Genomic DNA, 16,404 nt, shown 5'->3' on the forward strand with positions numbered 1-16,404 from the left:
CGCAAGCGCAATCAGACCTTTCGCTGTTGCAGCGCAAAATCCGGCGCGGTCAGCTTTTCCAGTGTTAATGAACGAGTCGTCCGCGGTGTGAACTTCACCATCGTCATGCTGCCTTTAAGCGGCGTGACGCTGCAAGCGACTTGCCGCCCGTCTTTCAGCACAACGGTTTCTGACCATGCCTCGCGCTCTGACAAACTGCCGGCAAAAGACTCGATACGCCGCCAGACTGCACTCGAAACACAGCCCGATTTCCACTGTCGCAGCGCGATCCTGAGGTCATAGGCAATTGAGTCAGGCGTAACATCATCGGCCCACATTTCACTGTAGGCAACGTTCGAGATTACGAGCGATTGCGAGGCGGAGAATACAGCGATTGCATCTGGCATGCTGTCGATCACAGCTTGACTGGTTTCGATTTCAGACCGGAACCGGCGGGTCAAAGAAATTTCGGCTGTGATGTCCTCGAACAGAAACGCCAGTGCGCCACCCGGATGCGGTTTACCGGTCACACGATAGGTCTGTCCGTCAGGCATGTCCCAGTTTTCGACGTACGTCCCTTGCTGTGCTGCCGTTTCGAGTGCCGAGAACTGTTCCCGGAACGAAGAATAATCCTTTGGCTCTGGCAGTTTACGCATCTCGCGCAACTGATCGAGAACGATCTCGATAGACGGGCGCCCGACAAGAAAACTGGCTGGCAATCCGGTCAGATCGCCAAAAGCGGGGTTGTAGCTGGCCAACCTGCGTTTGCGATCAAAAACGGCAAGTCCGATCGACAGCTGCGCAAATGTGTTCGAAATCGTGGTGACAAATGCCTTCTGTGACTCCTCCGCGCGCATGATCTCGTTTGCGTCAATTGCATAGTGTAGAGCCCCGTTCGCCGTTGGCATCGACGTCACATTGAACCAATGCTCCGCCTCCTCTCCATGAAGCTGGAGCGATCTACGTTTTGTCAGGGGCAAAGCGTCATGTGCGATGGGAAAAGGAGCATCCGAAAACAGGCGCTTTTTGGGCCATGCCTGACCTATGTTCTCATCGGCTCGAACATGTAGATCCGCATATCGCAGATAGGTCGCGTTGGCCCAGACGACCTGCCCTTCATTGTTTTCCTGCCAGATCAGCTGTGGTGCATTCTGGCAAATAGTTTTGTGAGTCTCTGCCTCCTTGCGAAATGCGTCCTCTTCCAGCTCTTTGTAGCGCAATGTGGCGTCTACATGCTGTGCGCTATCAAGTGTCAGGCGAAGGCGTGGTCCATCACGCAAAAGCCGCACAGAAAGTGTTTCATCGTCCGGGTGAACGATGTTTTGCGCGCCGTTCGATGACATTTCCGCGATTGCAACAGGAAGTGAGGGGAACAAGGGCGCAAGAAACCCAACCAACGCATCAAATTCGGATTCATTAGTTGGCATTCTGTCAACGATCGTCTGCGCCGCAGGGGTCGCGTCAATCAGGGTCTGTCCTTCAAATAGAAAGACCGGAAGATTTGGAACAGCGCGTGCCTCCCGCGTAAGCGCATGACCATGTGAACGCTGAAATGCAAAACGGTATAAAAGCAACGCCAAACCGATCGCCATGAAGACGACAATAAGCAACTGAAGAGTCTCACCCAATACCATTTGAAGCGCCCTATCCATCGAAAGCAGAATGGCGGGAGAAGGTTAATGAGCTATTAAATAGAAGGGCTAAGACGTGATCGGCTGGTTTTTACCCAATGGTTTGCCGGCCTGCGCATGATGATTATCTACCACTACGCGCGGCCAATTAACCGAAACAATTGCACCGCCGGTCGCCTGTCCAGCCCAACCCGATCGCCCGTGGCGTCGGCCATTCGTGAAAGAAATGCGCGCACCAGAGCGTTCGAGCAGTGTCTTGGCAATGAAAAGGCCCAGACCCATGCCTTCGTATCCAGGACGGCGCGACCCATCCAAAGACACCCGACGGCGGCGCACGAAAGGGTCGCCGATACGTCCGATGACAGATTGCGGAAAGCCTGGACCGTCGTCCGCAATCTGCACACTGATTTCATCGTCTGACCAGTTCACGTCGATTTCGACCCGCTGTTCAGAAAAATCGACAGCGTTCTGGATCAGATTGCGCAACCCGTGAATGATTTCCGGCCTGCGCGTAATCACCGGCTGCGAATGATCATCCGACCCTTTTGGCGCGATATCAAAAAGCACTTGCTTACCGCGGCTCAGATGTGGCTCCGCAGCTTCGCGCACAACGGTTTCAAGCGGCGCGGTGCGTAGATGCAAATCGTCCTTTCCGGCCCGGCCCATGGAATGAAGGATTTCGCGGCACCGGTCTGCCTGCTGGCGGATCAGCGCGGCATCTTCCCGCTGGTCTGGCATGTCGTCCAGTTCTTCCATCAGCTCTGCGCTAACCAGCTTGATCGTCGCAAGGGGCGTCCCGAGTTCGTGCGCCGCCGCCGCGACAACACCCCCCAGATCGGTCAGTTTTTGTTCACGGGCCAATGCAAGTTGTGTGGCGACCAAAGCCTCGCGCATGGTGTGCATTTCGGTCGTGACTTGCCGCGCATAGATCGCAAGAAAGACAACGCCGATCACTAGAGAAACCCAAAACCCAAGCTGAAAGACGGGTGGCAAGGTCAATATCTCGCCGCTGCTTGTCACAAGTGGGATGTGCACGCGTGCGATGATGGAAATCAGGGCAATTGCAATGACGCCAACGACGATCATGCTGCGGAGTTTCAATACAGTCGCGGCGATCGTAACCGGTGCAAGGATCAACAGGGCGAACGGATTGTTCAAACCGCCGGTCAGGAAAAGCAGCAGCCCCAACTGCACCACGTCGAATATCAGCATCATCATGGTTTCGCGTTCGGACAGCCGCTTGTTTTCGGGATAAAGCGAACTTGAAAACAGATTTGCTATAACGGCGCTGCCGATGATTAGTGCAGCAGAGCCGATTTCGATCTCAAGGTTATAGATGCGTGCAGCCACAAGAATCGCAATGATCTGCCCGCTGATCGCAAACCAGCGCAGGACGACAAGCGTCCGCAACCGCACCCAGTCGCTGCGGTGCTGTTCTGCAAACATATGCAATTCGGAACCGGCCATCGTATGTCTTCCGTTCTCCCGCTGCGGACTCCTAAAGTGTTAAATGGGGACCGCCCCCGGATCAATGCGACCAACTCAACCTGTGTTGAAGGTATGCCGCCAGCCGCTGATTGCCATCCCATGGACAGCAAACCGTTCTTCCTGGTCTCTGATCTTGACGTGGTTTGCCAGAAAGACCTGTCCGCAAGTGACAGATTTCAAGCATCTTGTCCGGTTTGACCCTTGCAGATGGCAAGCTATCTCAAGCTTGAACCTAATAAGGACAAAGGCAATGGATATCGCCAACATTGATCTCGGAGTAGACCCGTCGCTGCTATTGGTTGACGACGACGAAGCGTTTCTAAAACGGCTTGCGAAAGCTATGGAAAAGCGTGGCTTTTCTGTTGAAACAGCAGAGACAGTCGCAGGTGGTAAGGCAATTGCGACAGCACGCCCACCAGCTTATGCCGTTGTCGACCTGCGGCTTGAGGACGGTAATGGTCTCGACGTGGTCGAGGTTCTGCGCGAACGCCGTCCCGATAGCCGTATCGTTGTGCTTACAGGCTACGGGGCCATTGCAACGGCAGTTGCGGCTGTAAAGATCGGTGCCACTGATTATCTGGCAAAACCAGCTGACGCGACAGATGTGACAAACGCTCTTCTGGCGCAAAAAGACGAACTGCCACCGCCCCCTGAGAACCCGATGAGTGCAGACCGCGTTCGGTGGGAGCATATTCAAAGGGTCTACGAGCTATGTGATCGTAACGTGTCGGAAACTGCGCGGCGGTTGAATATGCACCGTCGGACATTGCAGCGCATTTTGGCAAAACGCAGCCCGCGCTAGAAACCGACAACCGTCCTGCTGGCTACATGAAGCGACCTGTCAAAGCTGCGCCATCAGTGCGCTGTGACGACGAGTGAAGTCTTCACGCACGTCAACCGGTGGCCGTAGCCGAATAGGGAACTGGTCAGTGAACACGGGGTCGAATTTGCCGAAAAAGCGGTTCGCTTCAGCGTGCGAAAAACCGGCGATCTGAGTCGCTTCAAGCCATGCAGATATCTTGTCAGCCTGCTTGATCTGTTTCTTGATCCGAACGGGGATTTGCGCGGGCAGGCCGAAACGCAAATGAATGGCCGCAGTCAAGCGATCGTCAAGTTCACCGTATCCTGAACCAACGGCAGCCTTAACCGGGCTGATCATATCGCCGATCACGTACTCGGGCGCGTCGTGCAAAAGCGCGGCCAAGCGCCATTTCACAGGTGCACTTGGCTGACATGCCTGAAAAATCTGTTCGACAAGCAAGGAATGTTCCGCAACGGAATACGCGAAATCACCATTGGTTTGACCATTCCAGCGGGCCACAAAGGCCAGACCATGCGCGATATCCTCGATCTCGATATCCATCGGAGTCGGATCAAGTAGGTCAAGACGTCGACCCGAAAGCATCCGTTGCCAAGCGCGTGGTTGTTTCATTGGATCAGACAGCCACTTTCTTGTGCTCGGTTAGTTCGCTTTTCAGGTATCTTGGCATTCACTTCACGATCCCTGTTTCCGCACGCAGCGACATCTCGGTCACTCAATCAAAACTGCCTTACGGTCGCAAGCCCTTCCGCCACATTGCCCCGACCCCGTCCGGGTGCTAGATCACCCTCGAACATTGATTTGAAGGAGCCATCCGTATGGCCAAAGACTACGTTGTCAAAGACATCGAACTTGCCTCATTCGGGCGCAAGGAACTGGATATCGCGGAAACCGAAATGCCGGGTCTGATGGCGTTGCGCGAAGAATACGGTGAATCCAAGCCGCTGAAAGGCGCGCGCATCGTCGGATCGCTCCATATGACGATCCAGACAGCCGTTCTTATCGAGACGCTTGTCGAACTTGGCGCAGACGTGCGCTGGGCGTCTTGCAACATCTTCTCCACTCAGGATCACGCTGCTGCAGCAATCGCTGCTGGCGGAACACCAGTCTTCGCCGTCAAAGGGCAATCGCTCGAAGAGCACTGGGATTACCTCGATAAGTCATTCATGTTCCCGGACGGCCCGAACATGATCCTTGATGACGGGGGCGATGCCACACTTTACGTCCTGCTTGGTGCGCGCATGGAAGCGGGTGAAGACGTTCTGGCGGTTCCGACATCCGAAGAAGAAGAAGTCATCAAGGCGCAAATCAAAAAGCGCATGGCAGAAACGCCCGGCTGGTTCGCGAAAACCAAAGCAGCCATCAAAGGCGTTTCAGAAGAAACGACGACAGGCGTCCATCGCTTGTACGATCTGCACAAGAACGGCCAATTGCCTTTCCCTGCAATCAACGTCAACGACTCTGTTACAAAGTCGAAATTCGACAACAAGTACGGCTGCAAGGAAAGCCTCGTCGACGGGATCCGCCGCGCGACTGACACGATGCTGGCGGGTAAGGTCGCTGTGGTCTGCGGCTACGGCGACGTTGGCAAAGGATCTGCTGCATCATTGTCCGGTGCGGGTGCTCGTGTGAAAGTGACGGAAGTCGACCCGATCTGCGCGCTTCAGGCCGCCATGGATGGCTACGAGGTCGTGACACTTGAGGATGTAGTCCAGACTGCCGACGTGTTCATTACGACAACCGGCAACAAGGACGTCATCCGCATCGAACATATGCGCGAGATGAAGGATATGGCCATCGTTGGGAATATCGGTCACTTCGACAATGAAATTCAGGTGGCCGCCCTCAAGAACCATAAGTGGACGAATATCAAGGATCAGGTCGATATGATCGAAATGCCGTCCGGCAACCGCATGATCCTGCTGTCCGAAGGTCGGCTGCTAAACCTTGGCAACGCAACAGGCCATCCGTCCTTCGTGATGTCTGCGTCTTTCACAAATCAGGTGCTGGCACAGATCGAGCTTTGGACAAAGGGCGATGAATACCAGCCCGGTGTGTACATCCTGCCAAAACATCTGGATGAAAAAGTGGCGCGCCTCCACCTCGGCCGGATTGGTGTGAAACTGACCGAACTGAAGAAAGAGCAAGCGGATTACATTGGCGTCGCTGTCGATGGCCCCTTCAAACCGGAGCATTACCGTTATTAAGGACCGGATCATTTGACGTTGAAGACAAAATGGCAAAGCCGCGCGAAAATACTTCGCGCGGCTTTCCTGTTTCTGGTGCTTTTCGGCGGCATCCTGGGCAGTGCGTTGATCCTGCACCCTGATACGCCGCTGCCCGATGCATGGAACCCACTGAAGCCACTCGCAGTATCTGACGAACTGACGCCGCTGACAGGCTGGAAGCTATCGCGCACGGTGCGGGACCCAGCCGCCTGTCTTGTGGCGCTGAACGATGCCGGACGAATTTCCGCAAATCCAGCTTTCTTCGACTCAAACGACCAATGCTATATTTCAGCGCCGGTTGAAGTGCAGCAGATCGGGTCAGCGCGAATGAGCGGCATTGAAACCGATTGCGCCACGGCTCTCCGACTTGCGATGTGGGAACAGCATGATCTTCAAGCGCTCGCCCGTACGCATCTACAAACGGATGTGTCTGCCATTCGTGATATCGGCAGCTACAACTGCCGCGCGATGCGGACCTCGCGGGGCGCAACAGGGCGGATGAGTTCGCATGCAACAGCTTCGGCGATCGACATCGTCGGTTTCAGATTTGGAAACGGGGACAGCGTCAGTCTGCTGCGCGATTGGGATGGGGCAGGACAAAAGTCGGCGTTTCTCAAGGCAGCGCGGGATAGCGCGTGCAAATGGTTTCCGGTCACGCTCTCACCCGACTACAACACGCTTCATGCGGATCATTTTCATCTGCAGGCAACGGGATGGGGGCTTTGCCGATGATCCGCCCAAACAAGTTTTCCCCCTTATTTACCCTTTACCGCGCAGTCATGCGCACATTAACGTCTGGCCAACGCACGTAATCGCGGGCGGAATACGATCAGCCGATACGGCACCAACACCAACGTGGGGATAGAAAATATGGGAAAAAGAGACGAGTGGATCGCAAAGTATGCGGACGATCTGAAAAACAAATGCGGCATGACACCTGACATGGACCTGCTTACAAAAGTGACCATCGGTTGTGGCCCCGCGATTTACAACGCAGACGCATCCACTGTCGCTGGCTCTCAGGAAGCAGAACTTGAGACAGTGAAGAACAACTTCCTCATCAAAAAGCTTGGCCTGAAAGACGGGCCAGAATTGATGGAAGCAATCAATGCCGTTATCGAAAAATACGGCAAGTCAGAGCGCAACAAGTACCGCGCTGTAATCTACTACATGCTGACAAAGCACTTCGGCAAAGAATCCGTTTACGCTTAAGCCATTCCGACATGACCGAAACGCCCGCCAGATGGCGGGCGTTTTTCGTTAGAACAACATCAAAACAGCACCGATGATCCCACACCCGAAAGTCGCATAGCCGGCATCGATCAGCGTCAGCTTGAATGGTCGCATGCCGTAGGCGTTGTTGATCATGATCCATGGACTGATAAAGAACAGACCGATCCCAAGACCCGAGATCAGACCCTTGCCGACGGTGTCGATGCTCGACAGTGCAAAGGTGTGACGCATCATGCCCGCCACCAGCAACATCGCGATCCCTGACAGAACGAACGGCAACGGTGATCCGTTTCCATCCGGTTTTCCGTCTGCAGTCATCGGTATTCCTGCTGCTTCTATCCAAGGTTTCGACAGTGTCATGTACCAGATGGCACCAAACGCAAATCCGGCAAGTGCGGCCACGAAAACAGATAGATATCCCATTCTACCCTCCCAATCTATTGGCTGAGAGAAGTATGACTGACAGATTGTCGCAGGGCTAGGGGTCTGTTTGGCCAAGCGCGCAGATGGCTTTCCATTCTGTTTCAGTGACAGGTTGCACCGAAAGCCGCGTATTCTTGACCAAAGCCATGTCGTCGAACCGGCCATCGGCCTTGATGGATTCGAGTGTGACCGGAACCTTGAATGGGCGAACAGCTTTGATATCGACACAATCCCAACGGGGATCGTCCGTGGTGCTGTCTTGACTGCGTTCCGCAGTCACCTCGACAATTCCGACGATTTCAAGGCCGGACCGCGAGTGGTAAAAGAAACCGCGATCCCCGACTTTCATCTCGCGCATGTTGTTACGCGCTTGATAGTTCCGGATACCGTCCCATTCCTCGCCCTTCTCTCCTTTAGCGACAAGATCATCCCAGCCAAAGACCTCCGGTTCGGATTTGAACAACCAATAGGCCATCAGCCGATCACCTTCTTCCAGGCTTGCAAGCGCACATCTGCGAACAGACCCGCCTTTGCATAGGGATCGTTGTCGGCCCAGGCCTGCGCCGCGGCTTTGTCTGCGACCTCAAGGACAATCAGGGATCCGCACATGGCACCTTCTTCATCCAGAACCGGCCCTGCCATTTCTACGACGCCGGTTTCAGCAATATAGGCAAGATGGGCGTCGCGGTTGTCCATCCGGGTTTGCAACGCGCCGGGCTTATCCTTGGTCATCAGTACAAAACGCATGTCTATTCTTCCTTCAATGGTCGGGACAGAAGCGTATCAAGCGCCTGTTTGACCGTTATTTCCTGATTGCAAAGCTTTGCCACGACAGTGCAGATCGGCAGATCAATGTCCAGATCGTGGGCCAGTTTGCGCACGGCTTTTGCGGTCGACGCGCCTTCGACGGTGACGCTTGGATCGAATGGCGCGTTGCGTCCTATCGCGATGCCAAAGCGATAATTGCGGGATTGCTGCGATGTGCAGGTCAACGCCAAATCGCCAAAGCCCGCCAAGCCGCCAAGCGTTTGAGGATCGGCCCCCATCCTTTCGGCAAGTTGGCGGACTTCGTGTGATCCGCGCGTCATCAAGGCAGCGCGCGCACTATCACCTAGTTCAGCTCCGGTGCTGACGCCGCAGGCAATCGCGATCACGTTCTTTAACGCACCGCCTAGCTCGACGCCTGTGGTGTCAGTCGTCCGGTACAGACGCAGCGTCGGCGTCGAAAGGGCGGTCTGCAGGGTCTGCCCAACAGCGTCGTCGGGGCAGGCGATGGTCAGGGCGGTCGGCAACCCTTTTGCGATGTCCGCTGCAAAGGAAGGGCCAGACAGGATGGCGGGGGTCGCAGTCGGCACGGCGGTCTTGATCGTCGCGGTCGGACCGGACAGCGTTGTCATGTCGATTCCCTTGCAGCAGGCCACCAACGCTTTGCCCGAAAGTTTATCAGAGTGTGAGTCGAGGTATGATCGCAAGGCTTGCGCGGGCATCGCCAAAAGTACGATGTCGGCGTCTGCCAATACCTCGGGCGATGCTGTCAGCGCCAGTTGGTCTGGCAGTGGGCGATCCGGCAAACGGGGATTTTCGCGCGTGGCGGTCATTTGCTCCATGGCGTCCGCGTCACGACCCAAAAGGGTAACGGTCTTGCCTGCTGCTGCCAGTGCAATTGCCAATGCCGTCCCAAAGGCACCAGATCCTGCGACGCAAATCTTCATGCCTTCGCTCCTTTCTTACCGGACCCCAGCATCGCAGGACTATCCTGATCAAGGGGCCAGCGCGGTCGGGCCGACAGAGTCATGTCGTCTGTCTCTCCTGCGATGTGCGCCAGCAAACCGGCGTAAGCAATCATCGCCGCATTATCCGTGCAAAGCGCAAGGGGAGGGGCGACGAAATCCACACCGCGCGATGCACAAAGCGACTGCAATTCGGCGCGGATCGAGGTGTTCGCCGCGACGCCACCTGCGACCGCCAGCGTTGGCTGTGCAGGATTGAATTCAAGATACTCGTCCAGCGCACGCCTGCTCTTTTCAGTCAGGACAGAGGCGACAGTCGCCTGAAAACTCGCGGCCAGATCAGCCTGGTCCTGCCGGTGCAAACCGCCGTTCGCCTGAACCAGCGCATCGCGGGCGCGCAGCAAGGCGGTTTTCAACCCCGAAAAGGACATATCGCACCCCGGTCGGTCAAGCAGCGGACGCGGTAGGACAAATCGGGCCGCATTGCCGGTTTCAGCGATCTTTTGGATCGAAGGGCCACCGGGCTGCGGCAGGCCAAGCAGTCGGGCAGTTTTGTCGAATGCCTCGCCAGGGGCATCATCGATCGTACCGCCAAGGCGGGTAAAAGATTGCGGATCATGCGCGACAAGGAACTGGCAGTGCCCGCCTGAAACAAGCAACAGCAGATACGGAAAGGCGACACCATCCGTCAGGCGCGGCGTCAGGGCATGTCCAGCCAGATGATTGACACCGATCAGCGGCGTGCCAGTTGCCCTCGCCAGCCCCTTGGCCATCATCACGCCCGAGACAACACCACCAATCAACCCAGGCCCGGCGGTAACAGCGATCAGATCGATATCAGCCAGACTACACCCGGATTGCGACAACGCGGCCTCGATCGCGTGGTCTAGCTTCTCAACATGGGCGCGGGCTGCGATTTCTGGAACGACCCCGCCAAAGGCCGCGTGCAATTCGTCTTGTCCCACAACAATCGATGCAAGGATCTCTGGCGTATCATCGGTAACCCGAACAACCGCTGCCGCCGTATCATCGCAGCTGCTTTCGATGCCAAGGACAGTGTGAGTGGTCATAAGTGATCCGGTTGCAGTAGCCTGCGTTGCAGGTAACACTGCCGTGTCATGCAAACAATGCCAGCCAAGCTTATCATCACCCGCCCGTCTTCAAGTGGCAAAGATTTCGCGCGCAAGGTGAACAGCCAGCTTGGCTATGACGTGCCAGCCGTCTTGGCCCCCGGTCTCGCTATTCGAGAGTGTGACCCGAAGATCCCTGATGGCATTCAACACGTGATCTTCACCTCGGTACATGGCGTGGCCCAGGCGCGCAGGCTGCGTGTACCGACGACTGCACACGCGTGGTGTGTCGGGGAAAAGACAAGAAGAGCGGCGGACGAGATCGGGTTCGAATCCACCGTCGGTGGTGGCGATGCTCAGCAACTTCTCCAGACAATTCTGAATGCGAAACCTGTCGGGCTGATCGCGCATATCGCAGGTCGTCATACCCGGGGGGACATAGCCTACGTTTTGCAATGTGCGGGCCTGACCGCAGTCGAGGTGACAGCCTACGACCAAGTTGTTCTGCCTGCGCCTGAAGAATTGATAGCAGCGCTTCATGGAAATATACCGCTGGTTGCACCGCTTTTCTCGGCACGCTCAGGTTTGATCCTCACAGCGACAGAATGGCACCCCCCTGTCCACGTCATTGCAATCAGCCGACAAGTCGCAGACTTTGTAACAGACTGGGGGGCAGATACGGTGCAAATTGCTGAAATGCCGAACGAAATGGCGATGCTTGACGCAACGTGTCGCACTGTCGATTGGCTGAAAGATGGTATGTCCGTGACTTGAGGGTCCCTGACTTGCAAGCTAAGTTCACATTTGCATCTCTGCCGGATGCTGCAACGCAAAGTGGGGAAACGCCGTGGCGAAAAAAACTTCGAGCACTCGCAAGAAACAGACAGCGGTCAAAAAAACCGACGTGGTCGAACCCACAAAAGAAAACGTAATCGAAGACGCCGAAGTCATCGCGGAAGATTCGGCGATAGAAACACCTCCAGAACCGGAAAAAGAACCAGAGCCCGAGTCGGACGTGACCGAGGAAGCATCCGTCACCGAATCGCACGAAGTACGCGACGCTGAGCCGGAAGAAGAAACAAAAACAGATACTTATACGCCTCCAGCCGCTCCGCCGGAAACACCGCAAAAACAGAACGTGTTTATCCCGATGGTTTTGGGCGGCCTCGTCGCCGGCGCAATCGGTTACGGCATTGCGACGCTGCAAAGGGGCGATAATACCGTCGAACTTCAGGCGGCGATCTCTGCCCAATCCGATGACATATCGGCGCTGCGTGATGAGGTTGCGACCTTGTCGGACGGTCCTGCTATGGACGGAATCACTGAACAGATCGCCGCTGTCGATCAATCGGTCAGCAGCCTGTCAGATCGAATCGACGCATCAATCGCCGATTTGGAAGACCGGATCGAAACCGTCGAAAAACAACCAAGCGCAGATGGAACGCTGCAAGAGGCCGCAATTGCGGCCTACGAACGTGATCTTGCCGACCTGCGGGATCAGATTGCTTCGCAACAGGAAGAACTGCGCACGCTCCTTTCCGAGACCCGTGAAGAAGCACAGGCAATCGAAGAAAACGCCATCGCGACTGCCCGTAAGGCACAGGCGCGGACAGCCCTTGCTATCGTGCGCGAGTCATTGGAAACGGGCCGGCCCATGGGCGCAGCCCTTGCTGATCTCGAAGCAGGAATAGAAGGCAGTCTGCCCGAAGGTCTGGCTGATGCAGCAGACGGTGTCGCAACCTTGTCTTCGTTGCAAAACAGCTTTCCCGAAGCCGCGCGCGCCGCACTCGCCACCGCACGGCGCGAAGGTGCGGCCGGTGAAGAAGAAGGCGGATTGTCAGGCTTTCTGCGCAACCAGCTTGATGTGCGGTCCGTCGAACCGCAGGAAGGCAACAGCGCCGATGCGATCCTTTCGCGCGCAGAAGCTGCCGTGCGCGAAGGTCGGTTGAACGACACGCTGGCAGAACTGGCAACGCTTCCCGAAGTGGCACGCGCTGATCTGACCGACTGGATCGGGCAGGCGGAACAGCGTGCTGCGGCACTTGATGCGGCTGCGACCCTCGCATCCCAACTAAACGTTAATTGAAGGCTCACTCCATGATCGTGTCATTGCTCAAAATCCTTGCCTTCATCGCAGTCGTCACTGCGCTAACGTTCGGGGCAACCCAGTTGATGGAAGTCGACGGCGGGGCGCTGATCACCGTCGGCGGTCAGGAATACAACGTTTCGCCGTTGCAGATGGCTTTCGGCCTTGTGGCGCTCGTCGTTCTGGTGTGGCTGGTGATCAACCTGCTCAAATTTTTGGTCGCAACATTCCATTTCCTGAACGGCGATGAAACCGCGATTTCGCGCTATTTCGACCGCAATCGTGAACGGAAAGGATACGAGGCGCTGTCCGAAGGGATGCTCGCACTCGCATCTGGTGAAGGTCATCTCGCGATGACCAAGGCGTCCCGTGCGGAGCGTCTGCTCGACAAGCCGCAGCTTACTACGCTGCTGACAGCGCAGGCCGCCGAACTTGCCGGTGATAGGCGTAAGGCTGAAGAAAGCTATAAGAAATTGATCGCGAACGACCAGACCCGCTTTGTTGGGGTGCGCGGTATCATGAAGCAAAAGCTGGCAGAGGGAAAAACCGATGTGGCCATGGCGCTGGCGCAGAAAGCCTTCGCGCTCAAGCCCAAGCACGAGGAAACGCAGGACATCCTGCTGCGCCTGCAAGCGGAAACCGAAGACTGGAAAGGCGCGCGCACGACCCTGAATGCCAAGTTGAAAGCAGGCCACCTGCCGCGCGATGTGCACAAACGGCGCGACGCCGTTCTTGCACTCTCAGAGGCGAAAGACGTACTTGCGACCGGCAAGACAATCGAAGCCCGCGAAGCGGCGATCGAGGCGAATCGCTTGTCACCCGATCTGATACCTGCGGCGGTCATGGCTGCACGCAGCTACATAGAAGATGGCAAACCCAAATACGCAGCCCGTGTCCTGACAAAGACATGGGGTGTCACACCTCATCCCGATATCGCCGCCGCCTTCGCCGAGATCGTGCCGGATGAGGATGCCACAGCGCGCCTGAAACGGTTCAAGGCACTGACAAACCAGAACCCGAACGATCCCGAAACCAAGATGCTACTGGCCGAACTGCACATCGCGGCAGAGAATTTCCCCGATGCAAAACGTGCACTGGGCGATCTCGTCAACGATGACCCGACTGCGCGGAACCTGACATTGATGGCCGCAATCGAACGTGGTGAAGGTGCAGACGATGCCGTCGTCAAAGGGTGGCTGACACGGGCGCTGACAGCGGACCGGGGACCGCAGTGGGTCTGCGAGAATTGCCAACACATCCATCCGTCATGGGGCCCTGTCTGCACGAACTGCGGATCTTTCGATACGCTCGCCTGGAAACGACCACCCGCAGGAGAGGTCGCAATGCCTGTCGGCACTGCGATGTTGCCGCTTATCGTTGGACAGTCCCCAGTTGCCGAAGAAACGCCAACAGTCGTTCCGGTCGAGGCAGAGGTCGTCGAAACAGAAGACACAAAATAGGTCTTTTCGGAGTGAAGACGCGGTGCTAGAGAGCCGCAAAACGCCGCTGTAGCTCAGATGGTAGAGCACGTCATTCGTAATGATGGGGTCGGGGGTTCGAGTCCCTTCAGCGGCACCACTTCCCCTTAGTCTTTGTCCTAACTTCAAACCGCCGCGCGGTGGTGTCAGACCGCGTTAGGCCTGATCTGTCAGAACCCGGTCTATGTTTCATGACCTCGGGATTCTCAAATGACTGACCCATTCAAAAACCATGCCACCGGTATGTCCGATCCTATTCAGGCCGCCGCAGAAATCACGCCGGACGATGCGAACGCGCTCGCGGTTGCGACACGCGCAATTCATGTCGGAACTGCGGGCAATCTGCGTGTCACGCTCGTGTCCGGTGATATTGTGACCTTTCCGAACCTCGGTCAGGGCTGGCACCCGCTGCGTGTCGCAAAGGTCTGGGCCACAGGGACGACGGCGACCGCCATTGTCGGGTGTCACTGATGCTTAGCATTGCACAGGCAATTTTTGCGGTTGCGCTGCGTCGCCATTCAGAAGGCGGGGCAGCTGATCCCGGCATTCTGTCTTTCACCACAATTGCAACAAACCTTGAAAGGTAGGCATCATGGCAACGCAACAAGACCTTGATAACGCCGGGATCGACGCGATCGCTCTGACGTCTTTCATTACCAGCCCTGCGGGAACGCAGAACGTAAACTCCCAAGGGAACGACATCGGCACGCTTGCAGATATATCGTTCAGCGGGGGCGCGCAATTTGCAGATGTTGAAGGCGTCGTCGCGGATACGCAGGCACATGCAGTTGGCACCATGCTGGTGGCACAGCGCGAAAGCGCGACGTACCAGGTCGTCGACAATAATACCCCGGCCCAACTGGTAACAGCAGGCGGCACGCGGCTCGTACATATCGAGGGGCCCTATGTCATCGTGATCACAGGCCAGTCGAACGCGGCCGGATCAAACAGCGACGGGCCAAATCCGGCCTCACCGCTTGTGGAAATCTGGGACGGGGTAACGGACGACTGGGGCAGTTCGGATCGCACGCTGGCACCGCTCAACCGGTCAACGCCGCATGGCAACATCGGCAACAACAACTATGCGCTCGGGCGGGCCCATCGGATCGTGCGGGACACGGGACGTCCGGTACGGATCATCTACGATGCGCTGGGCGGTCAGGAAATCGCGCAATGGGTGGGCAACGGAACAGACTCGACGCGCTACGCGGCAATTGCAGGCAAGGTTATCAGCGCCCTGGCAAGCCCGATCCTCAGCGCGGCGAACAAGACAGTGGTCGACGAAATCATCGTGGCCCAAGGCGAAGCCGACTTTAACGACGACTTCGCGACGTATCTGGGCAAGATCGAACAGCTACGCAATCAGTTGCGGGCGGAAACGTGGTGCGGCTTTGAAACCCCGATCTACATGATGTCGCCATCCGACCTGCACGACAGATATCAATGGCGCGACGCCCTCGTTTATCTCTGCACGCAAAAGGACAACCGCTGCATCTTTGTGACATCCAACGGATTGCGCACAGAGTTCGGGCTGACAGGGTCAGGGGACTACACGCATTTCACCGGCGAAAGCCTGTGGGAAGCCGGGTTCCACCGCATCGCAGATGCCGGTCCGACAGAAGGCACGCCAACCTGCTTTTACGGACGGGGTACCGGGCCGGTCGATGCTACAGATGCGACAGCCATGACAACGTTCAGCACAATCGTCTCGCGCGACAGCTGGACAACCGAAGTCCCGCCAAACGGTCCCGCCGCGACCGGATCGATGAGTTGGGGCTTCAACTGCGCGGCCGAAGGCAACTATACGTTCGCGCTTGGATATGACTGCACGACGCACAATCTGGCAAACTATGGCCTTGTGGCGGGTCGGGCGAATGCGGCCGATCAGTCCGCCGACTATTTCGGGTGCTTTGGCTATCAGAACACCCTGTCTGCGCGCTATACGCTTGCGTCTGGGCGGGGCAATACGGTGGCGGATGAAGGCGGGACAAGCATCGGCATGTTCACGGAATACACAGCCGCCCAAACCGACCCGGTGATGTTTCAGGTTGGAACGGGTGTGTCTTCATCAACGCGAAGCAATGGTCTTTCTGTGCGAAAATCGGGCGTGGTCGAGATGAAGAACCTGCCGGTCTTTGCTGATAACGCCGATGCTGTGTCCAACGGTGCAGAGGCAGGGACACTCTATCGCAACAACGGTGGTGGTCTGCGCATCGTTGTCTAAGGAAATGCTCGGGG

Annotated in this window: 17 protein-coding genes and 1 tRNA gene; 10 read left to right on the forward strand and 8 right to left on the reverse strand. The window is 56.6% G+C overall.

The window, feature by feature from the left end:
• Positions 1–11: 11 nt before the first annotated feature.
• Both BMY44_RS15105 and regB read right to left on the reverse strand, forming a co-directional pair.
• On the reverse strand, positions 12–1,406 hold the full coding sequence (locus BMY44_RS15105) for a PAS-domain containing protein (protein ID WP_165611859.1): 1,395 nt from the start codon (positions 1,404–1,406) through the stop codon (positions 12–14).
• Positions 1,407–1,679: 273 nt separating this feature from the next.
• Positions 1,680–3,077 carry a sensor histidine kinase RegB gene (regB, locus tag BMY44_RS15110; protein WP_089996623.1) on the reverse strand — a complete coding sequence of 466 codons (1,398 nt, stop codon included), beginning with the start codon at positions 3,075–3,077 and terminating at the stop codon, positions 1,680–1,682.
• A 271-nt stretch (positions 3,078–3,348) separates the two neighbouring features.
• Between regB and BMY44_RS15115 the strand changes: the two genes are divergently transcribed.
• On the forward strand, positions 3,349–3,900 hold the full coding sequence (locus BMY44_RS15115) for an ActR/PrrA/RegA family redox response regulator transcription factor (protein WP_089996625.1): 552 nt from the start codon (positions 3,349–3,351) through the stop codon (positions 3,898–3,900).
• 39 nt (positions 3,901–3,939) lie between these two features.
• On the opposite strand, the gene BMY44_RS15120 is transcribed toward BMY44_RS15115, so the two are convergent.
• The gene (locus tag BMY44_RS15120; protein WP_089996629.1) at positions 3,940–4,530 is read right to left on the reverse strand and encodes an HD domain-containing protein; all 591 of its coding nucleotides are present in this window, start codon (positions 4,528–4,530) and stop codon (positions 3,940–3,942) included.
• Between the two features lie 206 nt (positions 4,531–4,736).
• On the opposite strand from BMY44_RS15120, the gene ahcY reads away from it, so the two are divergent.
• The 3 genes from ahcY (at position 4,737) to BMY44_RS15135 (ending at position 7,358) form a co-directional block, all read left to right on the forward strand.
• Positions 4,737–6,125, forward strand: a complete 1,389-nt coding sequence (gene ahcY / locus BMY44_RS15125; protein WP_089996632.1) for an adenosylhomocysteinase — start codon at positions 4,737–4,739, stop codon at positions 6,123–6,125.
• 12 nt (positions 6,126–6,137) lie between these two features.
• A complete protein-coding gene (locus BMY44_RS15130; protein WP_242650577.1) occupies positions 6,138–6,878 on the forward strand; it encodes an extensin-like domain-containing protein in 741 nt (246 codons plus the stop codon).
• A gap of 138 nt (positions 6,879–7,016) precedes the next feature.
• Positions 7,017–7,358 carry a DUF2853 family protein gene (locus tag BMY44_RS15135; protein WP_089996634.1) on the forward strand — a complete coding sequence of 114 codons (342 nt, stop codon included), beginning with the start codon at positions 7,017–7,019 and terminating at the stop codon, positions 7,356–7,358.
• A gap of 48 nt (positions 7,359–7,406) precedes the next feature.
• On the opposite strand, the gene BMY44_RS15140 is transcribed toward BMY44_RS15135, so the two are convergent.
• Genes BMY44_RS15140 through tsaD form a run of 5 tightly spaced genes read right to left on the reverse strand, consistent with a single transcriptional unit; the run spans position 7,407 to position 10,602 of the window.
• Entirely contained in the window at positions 7,407–7,802 is a 396-nt protein-coding gene (locus tag BMY44_RS15140; protein ID WP_089996637.1) for a DUF1761 domain-containing protein, read from the reverse strand.
• A gap of 55 nt (positions 7,803–7,857) precedes the next feature.
• Positions 7,858–8,277, reverse strand: coding sequence for an EVE domain-containing protein (locus BMY44_RS15145; protein ID WP_089996639.1), 420 nt, complete (start codon positions 8,275–8,277; stop codon positions 7,858–7,860).
• A complete protein-coding gene (locus BMY44_RS15150; protein ID WP_089996642.1) occupies positions 8,277–8,549 on the reverse strand; it encodes a YciI family protein in 273 nt (90 codons plus the stop codon). Before BMY44_RS15150 ends, BMY44_RS15145 begins: the two co-directional genes overlap by 1 nt.
• Positions 8,550–8,551: 2 nt before the next feature.
• Entirely contained in the window at positions 8,552–9,514 is a 963-nt protein-coding gene (locus BMY44_RS15155; RefSeq protein WP_089996644.1) for an NAD(P)H-dependent glycerol-3-phosphate dehydrogenase, read from the reverse strand.
• Positions 9,511–10,602: a tRNA (adenosine(37)-N6)-threonylcarbamoyltransferase complex transferase subunit TsaD gene (gene tsaD, locus BMY44_RS15160; RefSeq protein ID WP_089996646.1), complete on the reverse strand. Its 1,092-nt coding sequence runs from the start codon at positions 10,600–10,602 to the stop codon at positions 9,511–9,513. The genes BMY44_RS15155 and tsaD overlap by 4 nt, the downstream gene beginning before the upstream one ends.
• 57 nt (positions 10,603–10,659) lie before the next feature.
• Here tsaD and BMY44_RS15165 point away from each other — a divergent pair, with 57 nt between their 5' ends.
• The 6 genes from BMY44_RS15165 (at position 10,660) to BMY44_RS15190 (ending at position 16,390) form a co-directional block, all read left to right on the forward strand.
• On the forward strand, positions 10,660–11,376 hold the full coding sequence (locus BMY44_RS15165) for a uroporphyrinogen-III synthase (protein ID WP_165611860.1): 717 nt from the start codon (positions 10,660–10,662) through the stop codon (positions 11,374–11,376).
• Positions 11,377–11,449: 73 nt separating this feature from the next.
• Entirely contained in the window at positions 11,450–12,688 is a 1,239-nt protein-coding gene (locus BMY44_RS15170; RefSeq protein WP_089996652.1) for a COG4223 family protein, read from the forward strand.
• An 11-nt stretch (positions 12,689–12,699) separates the two neighbouring features.
• Positions 12,700–14,148, forward strand: a complete 1,449-nt coding sequence (locus BMY44_RS15175; protein WP_089996654.1) for a heme biosynthesis protein HemY — start codon at positions 12,700–12,702, stop codon at positions 14,146–14,148.
• A 42-nt stretch (positions 14,149–14,190) separates the two neighbouring features.
• Positions 14,191–14,266: transfer RNA gene (locus tag BMY44_RS15180), tRNA-Thr, on the forward strand.
• Between the two features lie 110 nt (positions 14,267–14,376).
• Positions 14,377–14,637, forward strand: coding sequence for a spike base protein, RCAP_Rcc01079 family (locus BMY44_RS15185; protein WP_089996657.1), 261 nt, complete (start codon positions 14,377–14,379; stop codon positions 14,635–14,637).
• 121 nt (positions 14,638–14,758) lie between these two features.
• On the forward strand, positions 14,759–16,390 hold the full coding sequence (locus tag BMY44_RS15190; protein WP_089996660.1) for a sialate O-acetylesterase: 1,632 nt from the start codon (positions 14,759–14,761) through the stop codon (positions 16,388–16,390).
• The last annotated feature ends 14 nt before the right edge of the window (positions 16,391–16,404 follow it).

The sequence above is a fragment of the Cognatiyoonia koreensis genome, from assembly GCF_900109295.1.
In the GTDB taxonomy this organism is placed as follows: Bacteria; Pseudomonadota; Alphaproteobacteria; order Rhodobacterales; family Rhodobacteraceae; genus Cognatiyoonia; species Cognatiyoonia koreensis.

What these genes read in the sequence shown, in the direction of transcription:
- BMY44_RS15190 (WP_089996660.1), top strand. Translation starts at nt 14,759, where the DNA reads ATGGCAACGCAACAAGACCTTGATAACGCCGGGATCGACGCGATCGCT.
- BMY44_RS15175 (WP_089996654.1), top strand. Translation starts at nt 12,700, where the DNA reads ATGATCGTGTCATTGCTCAAAATCCTTGCCTTCATCGCAGTCGTCACT.
- regB (WP_089996623.1), bottom strand. Translation starts at nt 3,077, where the DNA reads ATGGCCGGTTCCGAATTGCATATGTTTGCAGAACAGCACCGCAGCGAC.
- BMY44_RS15145 (WP_089996639.1), bottom strand. Translation starts at nt 8,277, where the DNA reads ATGGCCTATTGGTTGTTCAAATCCGAACCGGAGGTCTTTGGCTGGGAT.
- BMY44_RS15105 (WP_165611859.1), bottom strand. Translation starts at nt 1,406, where the DNA reads ATGCCAACTAATGAATCCGAATTTGATGCGTTGGTTGGGTTTCTTGCG.
- BMY44_RS15150 (WP_089996642.1), bottom strand. Translation starts at nt 8,549, where the DNA reads ATGCGTTTTGTACTGATGACCAAGGATAAGCCCGGCGCGTTGCAAACC.
- BMY44_RS15155 (WP_089996644.1), bottom strand. Translation starts at nt 9,514, where the DNA reads ATGAAGATTTGCGTCGCAGGATCTGGTGCCTTTGGGACGGCATTGGCA.
- BMY44_RS15135 (WP_089996634.1), top strand. Translation starts at nt 7,017, where the DNA reads ATGGGAAAAAGAGACGAGTGGATCGCAAAGTATGCGGACGATCTGAAA.
- BMY44_RS15120 (WP_089996629.1), bottom strand. Translation starts at nt 4,530, where the DNA reads ATGAAACAACCACGCGCTTGGCAACGGATGCTTTCGGGTCGACGTCTT.
- ahcY (WP_089996632.1), top strand. Translation starts at nt 4,737, where the DNA reads ATGGCCAAAGACTACGTTGTCAAAGACATCGAACTTGCCTCATTCGGG.
- BMY44_RS15185 (WP_089996657.1), top strand. Translation starts at nt 14,377, where the DNA reads ATGACTGACCCATTCAAAAACCATGCCACCGGTATGTCCGATCCTATT.
- BMY44_RS15115 (WP_089996625.1), top strand. Translation starts at nt 3,349, where the DNA reads ATGGATATCGCCAACATTGATCTCGGAGTAGACCCGTCGCTGCTATTG.
- BMY44_RS15140 (WP_089996637.1), bottom strand. Translation starts at nt 7,802, where the DNA reads ATGGGATATCTATCTGTTTTCGTGGCCGCACTTGCCGGATTTGCGTTT.
- BMY44_RS15165 (WP_165611860.1), top strand. Translation starts at nt 10,660, where the DNA reads ATGCCAGCCAAGCTTATCATCACCCGCCCGTCTTCAAGTGGCAAAGAT.
- tsaD (WP_089996646.1), bottom strand. Translation starts at nt 10,602, where the DNA reads ATGACCACTCACACTGTCCTTGGCATCGAAAGCAGCTGCGATGATACG.